This is a genomic window from Coleofasciculus sp. G1-WW12-02, assembly GCF_040219735.1.
Classification (GTDB): Bacteria; Cyanobacteriota; Cyanobacteriia; order Cyanobacteriales; family Coleofasciculaceae; genus Coleofasciculus.
On record NZ_JAVJRX010000092.1, the window covers coordinates 15,173 to 35,139 of the forward strand.

Annotated in this window: 14 protein-coding genes; 10 read left to right on the forward strand and 4 right to left on the reverse strand. The window is 46.7% G+C overall.

Annotation, left to right across the window (positions count from 1 at the left end; translation table 11 throughout):
• Window positions 1-51 precede the first annotated feature (51 nt).
• Both RID09_RS14895 and RID09_RS14900 read right to left on the reverse strand, forming a co-directional pair.
• Window positions 52-1,281: an RNA-guided endonuclease InsQ/TnpB family protein gene (locus RID09_RS14895; protein ID WP_446336711.1), complete on the reverse strand. Its 1,230-nt coding sequence runs from the start codon at window positions 1,279-1,281 to the stop codon at window positions 52-54.
• 364 nt (window positions 1,282-1,645) lie between these two features.
• Window positions 1,646-3,451 (reverse strand): tetratricopeptide repeat protein, encoded by a 1,806-nt coding sequence (locus tag RID09_RS14900; RefSeq protein WP_446336712.1) that lies wholly within the window; start codon window positions 3,449-3,451, stop codon window positions 1,646-1,648.
• A 315-nt stretch (window positions 3,452-3,766) separates the two neighbouring features.
• On the opposite strand from RID09_RS14900, the gene RID09_RS14905 reads away from it, so the two are divergent.
• The 4 genes from RID09_RS14905 to RID09_RS14920 all read left to right on the forward strand — a co-directional run bounded on the left by RID09_RS14905 (window position 3,767) and on the right by RID09_RS14920 (window position 9,346).
• On the forward strand, window positions 3,767-5,311 hold the full coding sequence (locus RID09_RS14905; RefSeq protein WP_446336713.1) for an AAA family ATPase: 1,545 nt from the start codon (window positions 3,767-3,769) through the stop codon (window positions 5,309-5,311).
• A complete protein-coding gene (locus tag RID09_RS14910) occupies window positions 5,308-5,949 on the forward strand; it encodes a hypothetical protein (protein ID WP_446336714.1) in 642 nt (213 codons plus the stop codon). Before RID09_RS14905 ends, RID09_RS14910 begins: the two co-directional genes overlap by 4 nt.
• A 244-nt stretch (window positions 5,950-6,193) precedes the next feature.
• Window positions 6,194-8,080 carry a biosynthetic-type acetolactate synthase large subunit gene (ilvB, locus tag RID09_RS14915; RefSeq protein ID WP_446336715.1) on the forward strand — a complete coding sequence of 629 codons (1,887 nt, stop codon included), beginning with the start codon at window positions 6,194-6,196 and terminating at the stop codon, window positions 8,078-8,080.
• Between the two features lie 396 nt (window positions 8,081-8,476).
• Window positions 8,477-9,346 (forward strand): DUF4388 domain-containing protein, encoded by an 870-nt coding sequence (locus RID09_RS14920; RefSeq protein WP_446336716.1) that lies wholly within the window; start codon window positions 8,477-8,479, stop codon window positions 9,344-9,346.
• Between the two features lie 17 nt (window positions 9,347-9,363).
• Here the strand turns inward: RID09_RS14920 and RID09_RS14925 are convergent, their stop codons facing one another.
• On the reverse strand, window positions 9,364-10,380 hold the full coding sequence (locus RID09_RS14925; RefSeq protein WP_446336717.1) for a S66 peptidase family protein: 1,017 nt from the start codon (window positions 10,378-10,380) through the stop codon (window positions 9,364-9,366).
• 206 nt (window positions 10,381-10,586) lie between these two features.
• Window positions 10,587-10,748 (reverse strand): hypothetical protein, encoded by a 162-nt coding sequence (locus tag RID09_RS14930; protein WP_446336718.1) that lies wholly within the window; start codon window positions 10,746-10,748, stop codon window positions 10,587-10,589.
• 333 nt (window positions 10,749-11,081) lie between these two features.
• Between RID09_RS14930 and RID09_RS14935 the strand changes: the two genes are divergently transcribed.
• The 6 genes from RID09_RS14935 (at window position 11,082) to RID09_RS14960 (ending at window position 19,587) form a co-directional block, all read left to right on the forward strand.
• Window positions 11,082-12,080 (forward strand): diguanylate cyclase domain-containing protein, encoded by a 999-nt coding sequence (locus RID09_RS14935; protein ID WP_446336719.1) that lies wholly within the window; start codon window positions 11,082-11,084, stop codon window positions 12,078-12,080.
• 104 nt (window positions 12,081-12,184) lie between these two features.
• Window positions 12,185-13,117, forward strand: a complete 933-nt coding sequence (locus RID09_RS14940; protein WP_446336720.1) for a class I SAM-dependent methyltransferase — start codon at window positions 12,185-12,187, stop codon at window positions 13,115-13,117.
• 171 nt (window positions 13,118-13,288) lie between these two features.
• Window positions 13,289-14,329 carry a class II fructose-bisphosphatase gene (gene glpX / locus RID09_RS14945; RefSeq protein ID WP_446336721.1) on the forward strand — a complete coding sequence of 347 codons (1,041 nt, stop codon included), beginning with the start codon at window positions 13,289-13,291 and terminating at the stop codon, window positions 14,327-14,329.
• A gap of 300 nt (window positions 14,330-14,629) precedes the next feature.
• The gene (locus tag RID09_RS14950; RefSeq protein ID WP_446336722.1) at window positions 14,630-15,916 is read left to right on the forward strand and encodes a glutamyl-tRNA reductase; all 1,287 of its coding nucleotides are present in this window, start codon (window positions 14,630-14,632) and stop codon (window positions 15,914-15,916) included.
• A 699-nt stretch (window positions 15,917-16,615) separates the two neighbouring features.
• Window positions 16,616-16,927: a toll/interleukin-1 receptor domain-containing protein gene (locus tag RID09_RS14955; protein ID WP_446336723.1), complete on the forward strand. Its 312-nt coding sequence runs from the start codon at window positions 16,616-16,618 to the stop codon at window positions 16,925-16,927.
• A gap of 5 nt (window positions 16,928-16,932) precedes the next feature.
• Entirely contained in the window at window positions 16,933-19,587 is a 2,655-nt protein-coding gene (locus RID09_RS14960) for an AAA family ATPase (RefSeq protein ID WP_446336724.1), read from the forward strand.
• Window positions 19,588-19,967: the final 380 nt, after the last annotated feature.

The following is a 19,967-nucleotide window of genomic DNA, read 5'->3' on the forward strand; positions in this document are numbered from 1 at the left end:
GTCATAGTCAGTTGCGTTTAAGAGTTGATAGTCAAGCTCACGTGACATCTCCTACACTGTACCTGTACTCAGGTCAGTGTAGGCTTCCAAACCAATCCGGCTATTGCTTAGAAGGCGTTTGGCTTTAAGAACGGGATGCCCCACCGCTCTATTTTTGATATTTATTGCTGCATTATGGTCACGATCTAGACTGCATCCACAACGAGGACAGTCATGCCAACGAATATGCAGCTTTTTGGGTACTTTCTCGCCACAATTGGAGCAATCCTGTGAGGTGTTATGGGCGCTTACACCGAACACCAACAAACCAGCATTTTCGGCTTTGTTTGCCAGTATCGACAGGAAGTTTGACCACCCAGAATCCAGCACAGATTTAGCCAATCGGGTACGGGCTAGACCCTTGACGTTCAATTCTTCGTGAGCGATTACATCATATTTAGATAACAGCCAATTAGCTGTCTTGAAATGAAAATCTTTTCTCTTGTCAGCAACTTTTTTATGTTGTTTTCCTAGTTGCTTGATGGCTTTAAGTCTACTATTACTCCCTTTCTGGCGGCGTGATACCCGTTTCTGGATAACCCGCAGGCGTTTTTGTGCTTTGCGGTAATGTTGAGGAATGGCTACAGTTTCACCCTCTGAAGTCGTCAAAAACTCTTTTAAACCCATATCAATCCCAGTGATTTTATCTGGGTTGAAATCAGGCTTAATTTCTGGGACAGTTTGATCTTCTAAGGAAAGCGTCAGGTAGTAACCATCGGCTTTCTTGGTGACAGATGCTGTCTTGATTTTGAACCCATCAGGGATAGGACGATGTAAGACAACCTTAACTCTACCAAACATTGGCAAGTTAATCAGATTACCTTGCCAGCACCCATCTTTCATCTGAGGATAGGTAAACGTCCTGTAACGATTCCGAGCCTTAAATCTCGGTTTACCACTACGCTTACCAGTGCTATCACCCTTCAAGAATCGGTCAAATGCCAACTTTACCCGTTTAACTACATCCTGAAGAACTTGAGAATATATCTCGCCGTACCAAGGATGAGTTTTTTTGAGTTGAGGTAAAGTTTTCTTTTGAGAATAATAGTCGGGGTTGTCTCGTAATTCTGGCAGGTGACAAACAAGAGGACAAGCATTAACAGGAGAACGGTTTTGTTCGTACCAATTGAACCTATCAGCCAGCAAGTAGTTGTACTGAGCGCACAACATTGACAGCCATTTGTCTAGCTGAATAACTTGTTGTTTTGTTGGACGCAATCGATACTGGTGAGCTGTTCTCATTAAGGTTACCTCTCGTTTATCGACCTATAAAACAGTATACTCAATGTATAGTGATTTGATAGCCTCCGTACCTCCGGCTATCCGCCTATCCATCCCAACGCCAACCTGGGTACAGGTGGTTGCGCTGGGGCTTCCGGCGAAGAAAGCTAAAAAAATGACAAAGTTATTTTGAATCGTGTTAATCCGAATCAATCCTAAGCACATTCGACAAGAGTTATCCCTGATTCGGAGCGGTTTGTAGTCACACCCACTTCTATAGAGTACATTTTCTTTAGCTATCTGTCGATGTCAATAATGGCTCTCATCCTTGGTGTGCGAGCATCTTGCTTGCTACTCATACCCCATTTCAATGCATGAGAGCTTATTATCCCATCGCGGTACGAAGATCATCTAGATTTTTCCGGATTGTCACTGTAGTCGGATGATTAACACCGAGTCGTTCTTCACAAATTGCCAACGCCTGGATATACAGGGGTTCGGCTTGCTGATATGCTCCTTGAGAACAGTAAAGTCCTGCCAAATTATTCAGATTTTGTGCCACATCGGGATGCTCATCCCCTAGCCAGCGTTTTCCTAACTCCCAGGCTTGGGAATAGAAGTCTTTGGCTTTATCGTGATGTCCCTGAAAGAAGTAGAGTATTGCCAAATTATTCAGATTTTGTGCCACATCGGGATGCTCATCTCCCAGCAAACGTTTCCTCAAATCTAAAGCTTTCAGATAGAGGGGTTCGGCTTCGTCGTAGCGTCCCTGAGTGGAGTAGAGTTCGGCTAGATTTTTATAAAGTGCTGCCAAATTATTCAGGCTGGTTAACACATCCGGATGCTCGTCTCCCAAGAACCGTTTACCCACATCCAATACTTCCACATAGAGGGGTTCGGCTTGTTCGTAGCGTCCTTGATAATGGTAGAGCAACGCTAAGTTATTTAGGCTGGTCACTACATCGGGATGGTTTGCGCCGAATAAACGTTTCCTTAAGTCCAACGCTTGGCGATAGAGGGGTTCGGCTTGCTCGTAGCGTCCTTGGGAGTGGTGGAGTAATGCTAAGTTATTCAGGTTCGTGGCTATATCCGGATGATTATCGCCCAATAAGCGTTGCCAGATTTCCAAGGCTTGGCGATAGAGAGGTTCGGCTTCACCCTGACGTCCCTGAGAGAAGTAGAGTCCGGCTAAGTTGTTGAGGCTTTGTGCTACATCGGGATGATTATCACCGAATAAGCGTTTCCTGATTTCCCAGGCTTGCAGATAGAGGGGTTCGGCTTCGTCGTAGCGTTCTTGGAAGAAATAGAGTGCAGCTAGATTGTTCATATTAGTCGCTACATCGGGATGTTCATCCCCCAGTAAGCGTCTCATCACCTCCAAGGCTTGCAGATAGAGGGGTTCGGCTTGGGTGTAGTGTCCTTGGGTTCTGTAGAGTTCGGCTAAATTATTTAGGCTGGTGGCGACATCGGGATGGTTCCTTCCCAGTAAGCGTTTCCTCAGTTCCAAGGCTTGCAGATAAAGCGGTTTGGCTTCGTCATAGCGTCTGAGCAAGAAGTAAAGTAACGCTAGATTGTTAAGACTGGTGGCAACATCGGCATGGTTCTCTCCTAAGTTACGTTTCCTCAGTTCCAAAGCTTGCAAATAAAGAGATTCGGCTTCGTTGTAACGTCCTTGAAAGAAGTAGAGGGCGGCGAGATCATTGAGGCTGATGGCGATATCAGGATGGTTCTCTCCTAAGTTACGTTTCCTTAAGTCCAAAGCTTGAAGATAAAGCGGTTCGGCTTGGGGATATTGTCCCTGAGAGTGGTAGAGTCGTGCTAGGTTATTCAGGCTGGTGGCAACATCGGCATGGTTCTCTCCTAAGTTACGTTTCCTTAAGTCCAAAGCTTGCAGATAAAGCGGTTCAGCTTGATCGTAGCGTCCATGGGTTCTATAGAGTTCCGCCAGATGATTCAGGGTTGCAGCTAAGTCAGTTTCTAAATCAAATCGTCGTTGCAGGTCAACCGCTTTATGGAAATATTCAATGGCGAGGGCAAGTTCTAGCTGGTAATCCTCAAATTCTCCATTTTCCAGTCGGCTTTGGTAGAGTTGTCCGAGTTGAGCATACAAGTTCGCCAGACTTGGGTCTTGGCTTCCCCCTTTTGCTTCAGTTTGTTGAATTAAGGCTTTAAGGTCTGCTAACGGTATCACCTGGTTTGTCCCCTGACGCCGATATTTATTCTTCCTGTACTATAGCAATCCTTTTTCGTTGAGGTTAGGACAGGGGATGAAAAAGTTGTGAGCTTATCGGGACATGTTTCACGACTAAGGTTTTTTTCACCCTGATGTCACTCAACCCGCCCCGACTCAAAACGATAGCAAGGCAATCCGGAAGCGTTACGGATTGTCAACCAACTTATGTTTATTGAAATGGATGAAAGATATGAGTTAAAATTTATCCTCAGATGTATGCAACTTGATGATTAGGATATAACAGCTTCAAAAAAACTGTATAGGGTTAATATCATGCTAACCAGGCTAAAAGTTTCTGGTTTTAAAAACCTTGTTAATGTAGATGTCCGCTTTGGTTCATTTACCTGTGTAGCGGGTGCAAATGGCGTAGGTAAATCTAACTTGTTTGATGCGATCAGGTTTCTGTCAGCCTTGGCTGATCTTCCTCTAATTGAAGCCGCTTTATCTGTTCGAGATGAGGGAGGTAGGACAGGAGATGTCCGTAGTCTGTTTCATCGGATTGGCAATGACTATGCTCCACAGATGTCATTTGAAGCTGAGATGATTGTGCCAGGTGAAGGCGTTGATGATTTAGGACAAACTGCCAAAGCTAGCATTACCTTTCTTCGCTACTCTATAGAGTTAGCTTATCGACAAGATGATAGTCTCCGCTCATTAGGATCACTGGAACTGCTGAAAGAAGAGTTAGTTCATATTAATCTTGGTGATGCCTCTAAACATTTGCTATTTAATCACAAGGCGAAAACTTGGCGCAAGTCTGCTGTGAAAGGACAGCGCCGAGTCCCTTATTTTATTTCTACAGAAGGTGAGGGGACAAATCGAGTGATTAAACTTCATCAAGACGGCGGAACCAGCGGTAGAGCCTTAGCTCGCTCAGCCGTTAATCTCCCTCGAACTGTACTGTCTGTGACCAATGCAGCCGAAAGCCCAACAGCACTACTGGCACGTCGGGAAATGCAATCTTGGCAGTTACTACAGCTAGAACCTTCTTCTTTACGACAACCCGACGAATTTACTGCGCCGACAAAATTAGGAACAGATGGCTCTCACTTAGCTTCAAACCTCTATCACCTAGCACGGCTGAGAAAAAATTTCCGCAAATCTGATCAGGAAGCCGAAGCGCAGGTTTATGCTCAAGTGGCAGGTCGTTTAGCACAATTATTAGATGATGTTGATGCCGTGACAATAGAGCGGGATGATCGTCGCGAACTGCTCACATTAATGGTTACAACTAGAGATGGTACAACCCATCCGGCGCGATCTCTCTCAGATGGAACAATGCGCTTTTTGGCGTTAGCGGTACTGGAATTAGACCCAGAAGCTCAAGGTTTATTGTGCTTAGAGGAACCTGAAAATGGTATTCATCCAGAGCGTATCCCGAAGATCCTCGAACTCCTACAAGACATCGCTACGGATGTTGAAGAACCTGTTGATCAGGACAATCCCCTACGCCAAGTAATCATCAATACCCACTCGCCAGCCGTTGTACAGCAGGTCCCAGAAGATAGTCTTTTGGTTGCTGAGTTGAAGGAAGAAAAAACACCGTCAGGACAATGGTTTAAAGGGGTAAGTTTTAGTTGTTTACCGAATACTTGGCGACACCAGAAAGTGGCGGAAACCGAAACAATCAGCACCGTTCCTTTAGGTAAACTTCTCGCGTACTTAAATCCAGTTCCTCCAGAACAACCAGAGCTAAATGGTAATGGACAAGTGGCAACCGACCCATCTTTAAAACCTACCCCGTCTAAAAAACGCAGAGTTTTGGATAGAGAAGACATTCAACCTCTAATTTTAGGCTTCCCAAAAGAATTTGTATGAAGGAACTGCGATACACATTACTATCTGATGGGAGTTCCGACAAAGCGCTACTACCTATCCTGACTTGGTTATTGCGATTACATGGAGTTGAATGTGCTATCCAATCCCAGTGGGCTGATTTTCGGCGCTTACCAAAACAACCACTGAATCACTCAGAGAGAATTGAATTGAGTTTGAACCTTTACCCTTGCGACCTTTTATTTATACACAGGGATGCCGAAAAAGAACCTCGTGAGAAACGAGTTTCTGAAATTCAAAAATCCGTTGAGGGTATCAGGGAATCAGTTTCTGTGCCGGTTATCTGTGTTGTACCTGTGCGGATGACAGAAGCTTGGTTATTATTTGATGAAGCTGCCATACGCAAGGCGGCAGAAAATCCCAGAGGACAGCAACCTTTAGATTTGCCAAACCTCTCTAAATGTGAGGAGTTACCTGATCCAAAACAATATCTTTGTCAACTTCTGCGTCAAGCAAGTGGGTTGACGGGTCGGCGACTAAAGAAATTTCGCGCCAGAGAGCGAGAGAAGATTCAACGAATTGCTGAACTTATCGATGACTTTTCGCCACTGCGGAGTCTGTCTGCCTTTCAAATACTAGAAGCAGACATAAAACAGATGCTCCAAAGACAGAGTTGGTGAGTAAATTATAACTTAACTCCAGTTCTCGTAATTTCCTCTAAAAGAGAGGAAGTTAAAAAAATATAAAATTTTTGCTCAAAGTTCATTCTTTAATTAAAAATTAAAATCGTATTTCAAATAAAGTCTACTCATTGACTCAAACTCTAAGATGTATCGAAATTAGCAAACAGCTTACCCAGTTTTGGGTTAGCACTCATTGGTAACGTTCCTCATGCAATTGTTGGACTAAGTGGAGGCACTAGCTGTGCAATCTGAAACTGTGAGAGTCAGGCGTGTATCCGGCGCTTTTGCCCTGATTGATAGTTTAAAGCGCCATGGTGTGAAGCACATTTTCGGCTATCCGGGTGGTGCGAATCTACCGATTTACGATGAAATCTACCAAGCGGAAGCCACAGGCGAACTCCAACATATTCTCGTGCGACACGAACAAGGTGCTGCCCATGCGGCTGACGGGTATGCCCGGGCGACGGGTAAAGTTGGCGTCTGTTTGGCAACCTCAGGACCTGGAGCCACGAATTTGGTCACGGGTTTAGCCACGGCGATCCTGGACTCTGTGCCGATGGTTGCCATTACGGGACAGGTGCCCCGTGGGGCAATCGGTACGGATGGATTCCAGGAAATTGATATTTTCGGCATTACGCTGCCAATTGTCAAGCATTCCTATTTGGTCAATGATGCTCGTGATATTCCTCGGATTGTGGCGGAAGCGTTTCACATCGCGAGTACGGGTAGACCTGGACCTGTGTTGATTGATATTCCTAAAGATGTGGGAATTGAACTATTTGATTACGTTCCCGTTGAACCAGGTACCATAAAGCTACCTGGATACCGTCCCACGGTGAAAGGGAATTCTAACCAAATTAACAAGGCACTGGATTTGATCGGGGCGGCGAAGAAACCGTTACTCTATGTGGGCGGCGGTGCGATCGCGGCGGGTGCCCATGGGGAACTTCTGGAACTAGCGGAGCATTTCCAAATTCCGGTGACAACCACTCTGATGGGCAAGGGAGCCTTTGATGAGTCCCATCCCCTAGCTTTGGGTATGCTAGGGATGCACGGCACCGCTTATGCGAATTTTGCGGTGAGTGAATGTGATTTGTTAATTGCCTTGGGCGCCCGCTTTGATGACCGGGTGGCGAGTTTGCCGAAACAGTTTGCCGTCGATGCGAAGGTGATTCACATCGATATTGATCCGGCGGAAGTGGGGAAAAACCGGAACACTGATGTACCCATTGTTGGTGACGTGCGCCAAGTGTTAATTGACCTGTTGCGACGCTCTCAGGAACTGGGGAATGGCATTGATCTCAACCAAACCCAACCCTGGCGCGATCGCATTCAACAGTGGCAGAATGAGTATCCCTTAGATCAGCCCCATCCCCAGGAGAATCTCTCGCCCCAAGAAGTGATTGTGGAAGTTGCCCGTCAATCCCCCCAAGCTTACTACACCACCGACGTCGGTCAACACCAAATGTGGGCGGCTCAATTCCTGAAAAATAAGCCCCGTCACTGGATTTCCAGTGGCGGTTTGGGCACAATGGGGTTTGGCTTGCCTGCGGCTGTGGGTGTAAAAGTTGCTCTACCCTCCGAACCGGTGATTTGCATCAGCGGCGATGGTAGCTTCCAGATGAATATGCAGGAACTGGGTACAATTGCCCAGTACAGCATTGGTGTAAAGATTGTCATCCTCAACAATGGTTGGCTGGGAATGGTGCGCCAATGGCAGCATTTGTTCTATGACGATCGCTATGAAGCGACGAATCTGGAAGTCGGCACCCCAGAGTTTGTTAATCTGGCTCAGGTGTATGGGATCAAGGCAATTAAGGTGACACAGCGTCACGCTTTACCCGATGCGATCGCCCAAATGCTTGCCCATGACGGTCCAGTGCTTGTAGACGTGCGTGTCACCCGCAATGAAGACTGTTATCCCATGGTTGCTCCCGGTCATACCAATAGCGACATGATGGGTTTGCCTTCTCCCAACCCAGGGCAGATTTCACCCAGTATGGTGACTTGTTCCAACTGTGGAACAGAAAATCCAGTGACTCATAAATGCTGTTGTGAATGTGGCACGAAACTACTCGATATGCCATCGACAGTCAATCTGCCGGATGTGACAACCCTTGCGGGTTAGTTACAAGCCCCATCCCAAAAGTGGGTGGGGTTGTTGACCTTCTTGATCTTCGTGAGCAAAGGCAATGACAGATACACCATTAAACGACCTTAATTTATCTGTCTTAAGTAGGATGTTTAATCAACGGCAACGGATAAAGAATCGTCCTCAGAGCAGACTGATTATGGCAAAATGTGAGAAGGGTTATAAAACTCAAGCTTCTGAGTTCTGATGTAATAAACTTTATTTTTTCTTAACACAGCTTAGCAAAAAGTAACTGTCTGAAACTTTCATCAGGGATTAAACTAAGAATAGCAAAAACTACAGATTTTTTTTGGGATCAAGATAAACAGGCTTCCTTTGAAGGCGCTAACCTACTATTTGCATCATAACAAAACTGATATCAACATAAGAACAATGTGCATTACAGGCTCACTCACTGACTTTTCATTACCCGAAATTTTTCGGCTCCTTGGTAAAGGGCATCACACGGGTTTGCTGACTGTGAATACTGATGCTCCTACCGCTGTCACCCCTAATGGTGTTTGCTATATCTGGGTCTATCGCGGTCGAATTGTGGCTGTTGATTCTCAGTTAGAGTATCCAGGATTAATTAAGTTAATTGCTAAACGCCAATGGATGGATAGAAGTCAGTTGGCTCAGTTGAGGGAGTCAGTTCCCCAGGATCAACCTTTGGGTTCCTACCTGCAAAAACAAGGGTTGTTAACCATGGAACAAGTCAAATGGCTGTTCCAAGCCCAAGTCTTACGACCAACCTGTACCTTGTTTCAACTCAAAGCGGGTCATTTTAAGTTCAACCATGAAGTCAAACTGCCAATGTCGGGAATGACGGGTTTGAGTTTGAGTACTCTAGCGGCGAACTTACTAGGATTACGTGCCTTGGGTAACTGGAATGCCCTAGGTGATAAATTACCCGATGCCAATGGGGGGTTGCTCAGTATTACAGGATACCCTCGTTATCCTCTAAACGCCTTAGAATCTCAAGTCTGGGAGTATACCAGTGGTACTGTTTCCCTGAGAGAAATTGCCAAACAACTTAGACTTTCTGTAAAAACTGTGCAGCAGATTGCCTTTCGATTAATGACAGTCGGTTTGGTTGAAGAAGTCCCCTTAGTGATTCATACCCCTTGCCCTCAATCTGTGGACGCGATCGCGACGCCGCTACATCCAGAAGCGACAGATCAGCCAGTCAGCCACTCGTTTTTGCACAACTTAATGGGTTTCTTAGCGGATAAGTCCAAGCATCTGCCGTTACGGGCGGCTTAGTTAGGGTAAATGATATATCATATTACGACAGGTTCTAATAAACGAATTGTTCCTCGCTCCGCATCAATTTCTACCATGCCACCGATAGGTACGGTAAATTTATCCTGGATATGACCGATCATCGAACCATACCAGGCAGGAACCCCCAAGGGTTTGATATGGTCAGATAATACTTGCCGCAAAGTCAGCGATGGTTCATTAGCGTCGCCTGCGGGACAGTTTATACATTGTGCAAAAATAAATCCAGCCAATTGATCGAGAATTCCAGCGAGTTTGAGCTGGGTTAACAAACGATCAATCCGGTAAACCTCTTCTCGTATATCTTCCACAAACAAAATAGTGTGCTCCCAGTCGGGTAAATAATCTGACCCCACCAGCGCCGCAATCAGAGATAAATTTCCCCCCACCAGACGCCCCCTTGCCTTACCTCTGGTAATAGTTTCCACAGGAGTACTCAGTAGATTTTGCAGCGTCATTGCTTCCCCATCAAACAAGATGCGTTGCAGATGTTGGATTGAGAACCAATTCCAGGTTGATGTTCCTAGGGGTCCATGGAATGTGATCAGGTTGCTGTGAGCATAAATCGCTAACAGCAGCGAAGTCACATCGCTATAGCCGATAATGATTTTTGGATTTTGGCGGATTAGCTGATAGTCCAACAGGGGTAAAATTCGATTACAACCCCATCCGCCTGCCATTGCTAGCACAGCCTGGACAGAGGAATCAGCAAACATCGCATTCACATCAGCAGCACGCTCAGCATCTTGACCAGCGAGGTAGCCGTACTGGTTGAAAATATGTGTCCCAAGTTTTGTGTTTAAACCCAGTTGTGATAAAACGGGGGTAAATTCATCAACGGTCTTTTGGTCAACCAGACGGGCTGGACTAATCAATCCTATGGTATCGCCCGGATGCAGACGTCGCGGTTTGAGAAGGGGTAAGGGGTTTGCCGTTGCCGGTAATTGGGTTGCCAACAGCGTCAGTCCTAAAAGTTTAAGCAAGGCACGGCGATTACCTGAAAAGGGTTGGCTCAATGTTCAGTCCCGGAAAACTACAATAGAAAAACCGAAAAACGACTTGGAGTACCAAGCTCTTAAAAAGAGCTAGAATTGACATACTTGAATCATCTCGCTAAAACCAAGCAATAATAATAGAGATATTGCATCTGCCAGATTTTGGTCAACTCACCGACGCTCTAGCATCAAACTCCCGAACAGGGATTGATGGTTGGTTTGTGTCATCACTGCGCTATCGGTACAGAGACGATGATTTTTTGTATCCGATTAACCACAGACATTTGATCTGACGGTGCTGAACCTGACTCGTTGAAGAGCATCTGCCTTTCAAATTCACGATAGCTAGTCAAAAACTCCAGCAATTCAGCCATTACACCCAGAGACATGGTAATTGCTTCAGGCTATGGTAGGGAAAGATACTCTCTCTCTCGATGTGGAGGTGATCCATCAATCCCAAGGAACATGCCTCAGGTTAATGGCATCCATGCTACAGCTATCCTCAACAGACGTATACAGACTCGATTGATGAAATTGACACGTTGAAGTCATGGGATTTTAGGAACTAGGAGGATCTACCCGTTCCGTCAGATGCTAGAACAGATAAGCAAGGGTGGTAATCGCGTGAGAGCACTGGCGCAGTTTTGCCAGCTAGAGGCTGAGTATCAACGGGTCGCATCAATTTTACAGACCCAAAGACGGCAATATCAGCATTCTTAAGGATGAAATTAGTTTCTTTGCCCGAAGAACCGCCAACCATTTTGGTGGTTGATGATGACCAGTTTATACGAGAGCTTTTACGCCGAGTCATGGAAAAAGAAGGCTATAAAGTTGTCGAAGCAACCAACGGCGAACAGGGTTTGGACGTCTATCAGCGTCTCAAACCCCATCTAGTTATGCTAGACGCCCTGATGCCGGTCATGGATGGTTTTACCTGTTGCAAACACTTACAAAAACTCTCAGACGAAGACGAGACATCACCCGATAGCGAACATTTGGAGGCTCAAGGATTACAGGGAGTTTCCCAAACGCCTGTGTTAATGATTACCAATCTCGATGATCCAGAATCCGTTGACCGTGCCTTTGCCGTGGGTGCTACTGACTATATCACCAAACCGATTCACTTAGCCGTCTTGCGTCAACGAGTGCGGCGTTTAATTCAACAATTTCAGCTTTATCAACAACTCGAACAAGCCAATCGAGAGTTACAACGTTTAGCGACTTTAGATGGACTGACGGGTGTAGCCAATCGACGGCGGTTTGATCAATACCTTGATGATGAATGGTGGCGCATGATTCGAGAAGAGTCATCCTTGTCTCTGATTCTGTGTGATATTGATTTTTTCAAAAAATATAATGATACCTACGGTCATCAAGCCGGTGATGCCTGTTTGCGAAGGGTGGCTGATGCTTTGCGTTTTTGTGCTAAACGTTCTGTGGATTTAGTTGCTCGTTATGGCGGTGAAGAGTTTGCTATTGTTTTACCCAATACCACCACGATTGGTGCTTCTCTAGTGGCTGAAGAATTACGCAGCTTGGTTTATAGTTTAAAGATTACCCATGCGGCTTCAGCCGTCAGTGAATATGTCACACTCAGTTTGGGTGTTGCTAGTCTGTATCCGGAGCCTGATACTCCACCAGCTACGCTAGTTGCTGAAGCGGATTTGGCTTTGTATCAAGCGAAAGCCTCTGGGCGTAATCGATATGTGGCGAAAGTTTGAACTAAATTTAGGGATGGGTGGCATAGTGTTGCTGAAATATCGTAGCATTGCCGATATTCTGTACATGCGTCAATCCCCAAAGCAGATAATCCCTAAGAACTATCATGACCACTGCTGTCAACACAACACCCCGATTAGCTTCACGCTTGGTGAATGGATTCCTTTCCATTAAGCCCTTAGCCAATTTAGCCAAGCAGCAAGCTCGTAAGATGATTGTGAAACGAGCTGAAAAAATTGGCGTACCTTGGACGAAACAGGTTAATGAGTTGCGAACTCTAGACTGGGATAGTTATCTTGATCAAGTCCAAAACCCCCAGTTAACCTACCCTGATTATTATTTGCGTCCCTTCCATGCTTATGACAAGGGAAATCTTCAGTGGGATGCTGCGTTTGAACAAGAAGTTGCGGCTTATGCTGTTCATGCCAATCTCTACCCTGAAGATAGACTCCAAGGAGACGCTAAGCTGCGACAGAGTTACCATGAGTTGGTGCAAAAGCAAGTCGCCATTGAGCCACAAGATATTGTGGATCTAGGGTGTGGTGTCGGGATGAGTACCTTTAGCTTACAAAGGATTTATCCCCAGGCAAAAATTACGGGTGTAGACTTATCGCCTTACTTTCTCGCCGTCGCCGCCTACAATTCCCAGCAGCATCATCGAGAAATTAACTGGAAACATGGGGCGGCTGAAGCGACAGGTTTACCTGATACTTCATTCGATTTAGTCTCTATTTTCTTGGTATTCCACGAATTGCCTCAAATGGCGGCAAAGGCAATCCTGCGGGAGGCACGGCGGTTATTACGTCCTGGTGGCTATCTTACCCTGATGGATATGAATCCTCAGTCTCAGGTGTATGGGACGATGCCAGCTTATGTTTTTACCTTATTCAAAAGCACTGAGCCTTACTTTGACGAATATTTTACCTTGGATATCGAGCAAGCGATCGCGGAAGCCGGATTCCAGCATCCGACAATCATACCGAACACTCCCCGTCATCGGACGATCATTGCCCAAGTCGAGGAGGTGATTGGGGATTAGGAATTGGGGAAGAGGGAAAGAGGGAACCCAATGCTGGGATCGTCTTAGCAAAACTTAACATAAACCAATACTTGACATTCTTTCGAGGAGATCCCCGTCTCTGATAGACTCTTAGACTGGGGACAGTAAATAACACCAGGGAAAAACTAAGCAGTTGAGAGGAAAAGCTTCGTGCTAGAAACTACGCTAGGACTAGAAATTATTGAAGTTGTCGAACAGGCAGCCCTTGCTTCTGCCAAATGGATGGGCAAAGGTGATAAGAACACTGCTGACCATGTGGCAGTAGAAGCCATGCGGGAGCGGATGAACAACATTCACATGCGGGGTCGCATCGTGATTGGAGAAGGGGAGCGAGATGAAGCCCCGATGCTCTATATCGGTGAACAAGTAGGCATCTGTAACCAGCCGGATGCTAAGAACTTCTGTAACCCCGATGAACTCATTGAAGTTGATATTGCCGTTGACCCTTGTGAAGGGACAAACTTGGTGGCTTATGGGCAACCGGGTTCAATGGCGGTGCTAGCTATTTCTGAGAAAGGGGGGCTGTTTGCTGCACCTGACTTTTACATGAAAAAGCTAGCTGCGCCTCCGGCGGCTAAAAATCATGTCGATATCAATAAATCAGCAACGGAAAACCTGCAAATTCTCTCGGAGTGCCTAGATCGCTCAATTGAGGAACTTGTGGTTGTCGTGATGAAACGCGATCGCCACAAGGGACTGATTGAGGAAATCCGCTCGGCTGGCGCCAGAGTTCGGCTGATTAGTGACGGAGATGTATCTGCGGCGCTCTCTTGTGCCTTTTCGGGGACAAATATCCATGCTCTGATGGGCATTGGTGCAGCACCCGAAGGCGTTATATCCGCCGCCGCGATGCGCTGTTTGGGAGGACATTTCCAAGGTCAGTTAATCTATGACCCAGAGGTTGTACAGACGGGTTTGATTGGTGAGAGCAAAGAGGGTAACCTGGATCGGCTCAAAGAAATGGGTATTAACGAGCCCGATAAGGTCTACAATACTCATGAGCTAGCCTCGGGTGAAACTGTGCTATTTGCCGCTTGTGGTATTACGCCTGGAACCTTGATGGAAGGGGTAAGACTCTTCCACGGGGGAGCGCGGACTCAAAGCTTGGTAATTTCCACCCAGTCGAAGACGGCTCGATTTGTGGATACTGTCCATCTGTTTGATCAGCCGAAGACCCTGCAACTGCGATAAATACTGTAAATTTATCCATTGTTTGTTGCAGGATTTCTCCGCCTCGAATTCTAGTCATCGAGAGGAGAGAAAAGCGTTAAAGCCAGAGTATTAGCAATGATAATGCTACTTACTCTGGCTTAGCGTTGATTGATCAGATTCTTGATCGGAATCAAGTACGACAGGGCAGTAAATTCCCCGGGTAATTTGTGAACGTATGCCCAATTGCCTATCGCTTTCAGAAAAATTTCTCAATTTTCTTTATCTTTAAAACAAGCCTAATAGTTGACCCAACCCAACGATAGAGATTCGGAGAACACAATGAATATTGCCGTCGTAGGTTTAAGCCACAAAACAGCGCCAGTTGAAGTACGGGAAAAACTGAGCATTCCCGAAGCCCAACTAGAAGACGCCATGCAACAACTCTGTAGCTACCCCCATGTTGAAGAAGTGGCGATCCTCAGTACCTGCAATCGCCTGGAAATTTATATTGTGGCGAAGGAAACGGAAAAGGGTGTTCGTGAAGTCAGTCAGTTCCTTTCAGATAACTCTCATGTACCCTTGCATCAATTACGCCCCCATTTGTTCATTTTGTTACATCACGATGCAGTCATGCACTTGATGCGCGTTGCGGCGGGACTTGATAGTCTAGTCCTGGGTGAAGGGCAAATCTTATCTCAAGTGAAGCATACCCATAAAGTCGGTCAGCAATACAAGGGAATTGGACGCCTGCTTAACCGACTGTTTAAACAAGCGATTACCGCAGGTAAGCGAGTCCGCACTGAAACCAGCATTGGTACAGGGGCGGTTTCGATTAGTTCGGCGGCGGTGGAACTCGCCCAGATGGAAGTGCAAAACTTAGCCGCTTACCGAGTGGCAATTATCGGTGCTGGGAAGATGTCGCGTCTGCTGGTACAACACCTGCTTTCTAAAGGTGCTGAGTCAATCGCCATTATTAATCGCTCAACTCGACGCGCCCAAGAGTTGGCAAAGCAGTTTGAAAATGCTCAGTTAGCGGTACATCCTCTATCTGAGATGATGGCGGTGATTATGCAGTCGGATATGGTGTTTACGAGTACCAGTGCGACAGAACCGATCCTGGATCGCGCTAAACTGGAAGTCCATCTTGTTCCCAGTCGCTCCTTAATGCTATTTGATATTTCCGTACCCCGTAATGTGGATGCCGATGTCAATGAACTCGAACAGGTTCAAGCCTTTAATGTGGACGACTTAAAAGCGGTGGTGGCGCAAAATACCGAAAGCCGCCGTCAGATGGCGATGGAAGCGGAAAGCTTACTGGAAGAAGAGGTGGAAGCCTTTGAGGTTTGGTGGCGATCGCTCGAAACGGTGAGTACCATTAGTAGTCTGCGGGAGAAAGTTGAAACTATCCGGGAGCAGGAGTTAGAAAAAGCCCTATCCCGGTTGGGTTCAGAGTTTGCCGATAAGCATCAAGAAATTATCGAAGCGCTGACACGGGGAATTGTGAATAAAATTCTCCATGATCCGATGGTGCAGTTAAGGGCGCAGCAGGATATTGAAGCCAGACGCCAAGCGATGCAGACGCTGCAAACGCTGTTTAATTTGGAGATTGAGGAGCAGTTTGGTTAAGGGTTAGTGCTGAAATTTTTCGGTTGGGTTTCGTTGTTTTGGTAGCTATTCCTTAAGGAGAATATCTATAGAAGGGGTACGGCAATGCCGTACCCCTACTGGGTTGAGGTACGAAACCCAACGCCATCGCTATTCTTGAACATTATGTGCTTTCCCTGACATGCTCCCTTGAGGTTGGCTGAATCTGTGCGTCAGCGTTTATTGATTGTTTAAGCTAATTTCAGTTTGTAGAGACATTCCGGCGGAACGTCTCTACAAAATGGAAAATTTTGTCGTTTTTGTTACAGTTTTTTGGCGATTTTTGTATCTATTTTGATTACTGGACTGGCGATCTAGGCAAACCCTGACAAAGTTTCAGATTGTGACCATCTGCAGTATACCCGTATGTTTACGATTCAAATGGAATCACTCTAGTCTTGTCTTGGTAAACCTCAAGATTTATATAATTGATTGCCGCGATCGCACGTATCCAATCTACTACATTGGCACTTAGCTAACTCAATACAAAATAGTGTAGAGAAATGGGGTCAAGGCATTTGTCTGTGATGATACAAATCCTACCCTCAAACTGGCTCAAGTCTGTAAGAAATGTATCCCTGTAGGGGCACGGCATTGCCGTGCCCTTACCAGGTTTAGGGGGGTGTCCGATGATGCATTAAACACCGAGAGAAGTTTATATATAATAGTCCCATAAACTGAATGAAAGCGTTTATTAGTCATAGCAGTATCGACAAACCCTTTGTCGAGCGTCTGGCAACGGATTTACGCACCCGCGAAGGGATTGATGCTTGGTTGGATAAATGGGAGATTCGGCCCGGTGATAGAATACCGGATAAGTTGGAAGACGGATTAGCCAATCCAGGTATTCTAGTTCTGGTTCTCTCCCCCGATAGTGTGGCACAGGTGCAAAAAGCCAAAGAAATTATTAAATTGGCGAGTCAAAAAGAGGGAGATTCTTTTTCAGGACTGCTAAACTCGATTTATCAAGCGGCTCCACATTTGAAGAGGTAGGGTGAATGGCTAGTCGGGATGAGTTATTCGACAGGCTTAAGTGTCTGAATCCGGCTCAATTTGAGGAAGTGCTGTTTCGCTTGGAAATCGAGCCTTGGATTATTCCTGGAGCGTTTGCCGAGCAAAGTGTGAGGGCAAAAGCCGTGCTCCAAAGGCTGGAGCAAGAACCGGAGGGATTTCCTCGCCTGGAAAGAACGCTGTCTGAATCGGCTATCTCGATTATTGGTGAGCAATATATCGGCTACGAGATAGAAGCTCAAGTTAAAGGAATTGTTAATGAGTATATCCAGCAGTCCTTTGAAGGGCGGGAGGAAGAGCAGCGTCAGCTTGATGAGTTTGTACTGAATAATTCCAGGGGTGTGCTGTTGGTAACGGCGGCGGCGGGTTTTGGCAAATCGGCTCTGTTGTCTCATTGGCAACAGAAAAAGCAGGACGATTATTTTATCGCAGTGCACTACTTTAGCTACCGTTACCCGAAGACGCGCTCAGTCTCGGAAGCCTATCGTCATCTGCTCAAGCAACTCTATCTCTATCACAACATCCCCAATGGACAGTTTCCTAATGATCCCAATCGGATGCGGGATATCCTGGTGGGGATGCTGGAGAAACCTGTCTCGCCAGAGGGTAAGCGTCTGGTGATTGTTTTAGATGGGTTGGATGAGGCTTCAGAAACCTTTGAGCCGTTTTTTACCAGGCTCCCGGATGGTGTGTTTGTGATTGCTTCGGCACGCGCTGAGGAAGAAGAGGAGCCCTACCTGCGTAATTGGATAGACGATGCTGATAAGAGACTGTGCCTGAAGCGGCTACCTCGTGAGGCAATTCCCAAGTGGCTAGGGGAAATCAGGGAGTTAGCGATTTACTCACAGGATGGTGATTTTGTCAAACGGCTGGATGAGATAACGGGTGGGTTCCCCCTATACCTACGTTATCTGATTGATGAGTTGAGACAGGCGGCAAGCCAAAATCAGGATGTGCGGGGAGTGCTGGCACAAACGCCCACGGGATTTGAGGGGTATGTAGAGCAACAGATCGAGCGTTTAGATGAACTGGAATTACCCGATCAAACGTTGCAGTTGTTTGCCCTACTAGCAGTAGCGAAAGGGGTACTAGAGAAAGAAGATATCAAAACATTAACCCAAATGCGCGATCGCGACTTGCGAAAGCTAGGCAAGTCTTGGCAGGTGAAGCGCTGGATGAAGAGTCCTGATGATAAGTTCTACGCTTTTGCTCACCCGTTGCTGGCTAAGACGTTTGGCAACCAGCTAGGAGACGACGCGGAAGATGCTTTGCAGGATTTAATCGACTACTGTGGCAAATGGCAGGAACACCAGAGTGCTTATGCTCTGCAGTATTATGCCGAACACTTGCAGGAGGCGAAGCGGCGGGAGGAGTTGTCCGAACTTGCTCGTAATCAAGACTATGTTACGGCTCAACGGCAACAGTTACCAGAGCAGCCGGATTTGCCCCTAAAGACGGTGCAGATAGCGTTGTGGAATAAAGCCAAAACCGATGATGCGGCTGGGATGGCAGAGTTTCTGCTGCTACACGCAGGGCGACTGATACAGATAACCACCCAAGAGTCACCCTTGGAGGCGTTGCGAGCAGGCAGTATCACCAAAGCCTGGGCGCTGGCGGAGCAGTTTGATATTGAACGCTGTATCTTGTGGTATCTGCTGCTGGCGTGGGAGTTGGCAACAAATGACACCCAGGATACAGAGAAAATGGAGCAAGCGAGGGAAACCTTGGAGCGATTGCAGCAGAAGGATTTGCCCCGTTTATCAACATCTTGGATGAGCGATTGTGCTGTTTACTTACTGACGCATCTATTGACAGCGACAAAAGGGACGTTTAAGGCGCTCTCAAGGCTAATTTTAGATGATAATAGTCTCGCCAACCTGTGCCAGAACCTTGTCGAAGGGAGTGACTTCACCGCCGCCATCGACACCGCTCAGCAAATTGAGGATTCCTACGAAAGGGCAGAGGCGCTCTTTGAGATTGCCAAAGCTCAGGCACAGGCAGAAAACTTCACCGCCGCCATCGACACCGCTCAGCAAATTAAGCCTTCATCCAAACGGGCATGGACGCTCTTTGAGATTGCCAAAGCTCAGCCAACAGCAGAAAACTTCACCGCCGCCATCCACACCGTTCAGCAAATTGTGCCTTCCTACGAAGGGGTAAGGGCGCTTCTTGAGATTACCAAAGCTCAGCCAACAGCAGAAAATTTCACCGCCGCCATCGACACCGCTCAGCAAATTGAGGATTCCTACGAAAGGGCAAGGGCGCTTCTTGAGATTGCCAAAGCTCAGCCAACAGCAGAAAATTTCACCGCCGCCATCGACACCGCTAAGCAAATTGAGGATTCATCCAAACGGGCATGGGCGCTGGTTGAGATTGCCAAAGCACAGGTAAAAGCCATAAGCATTGAACAGGCACTTTTAACCGCCGAGAAAATTCTCATCAACCGCAATCAACACCTTCCCAATATCGCGGCTGCCTTTGTCGAGACAGGCGATAAGGAAAACTTCAAGCGTCTGTTGATTACCTGTGCCTACTACCTAGATGCCGCCTATAAAATGTGCGGACATCTCGCCAAACTCTATCCCACTCAAGCAACCGATATCGCCAAGATTATCAATAACTTTACCTTAAGTTCACCCTAAAAACTGGAGATGAGGGTGAGAGGGGAGCGGTGTAGAGACGTGCCATGGCACGTCTGGAAGATGAGGGAGCAGGGGGTTTCAAACAGTAGGGGTTTGGTTCCCAAACCCCTTTAGGGTGGAAATGCTGTTCAATGGCTCCGCCTCCCAAAGGCATTCCCTTCTCAGACCTGGGAACGAGAATGCGAGAATGTCTAGGTGTGCCACGCCACTACAAATAGCTGATTTTCATGGAAAGTTAGACATCTGCATCGGGGCGGGTTTAGTCACATCCCTTGTGCAACCGAAAAGATAGTAGTGAAACCCGCCCCTACAGACGCGCCATGCCCTCTTTCGGAAGCAGGCGGACTTTAGTTTGTGTAGGTGCGATTTCAATCGCCATG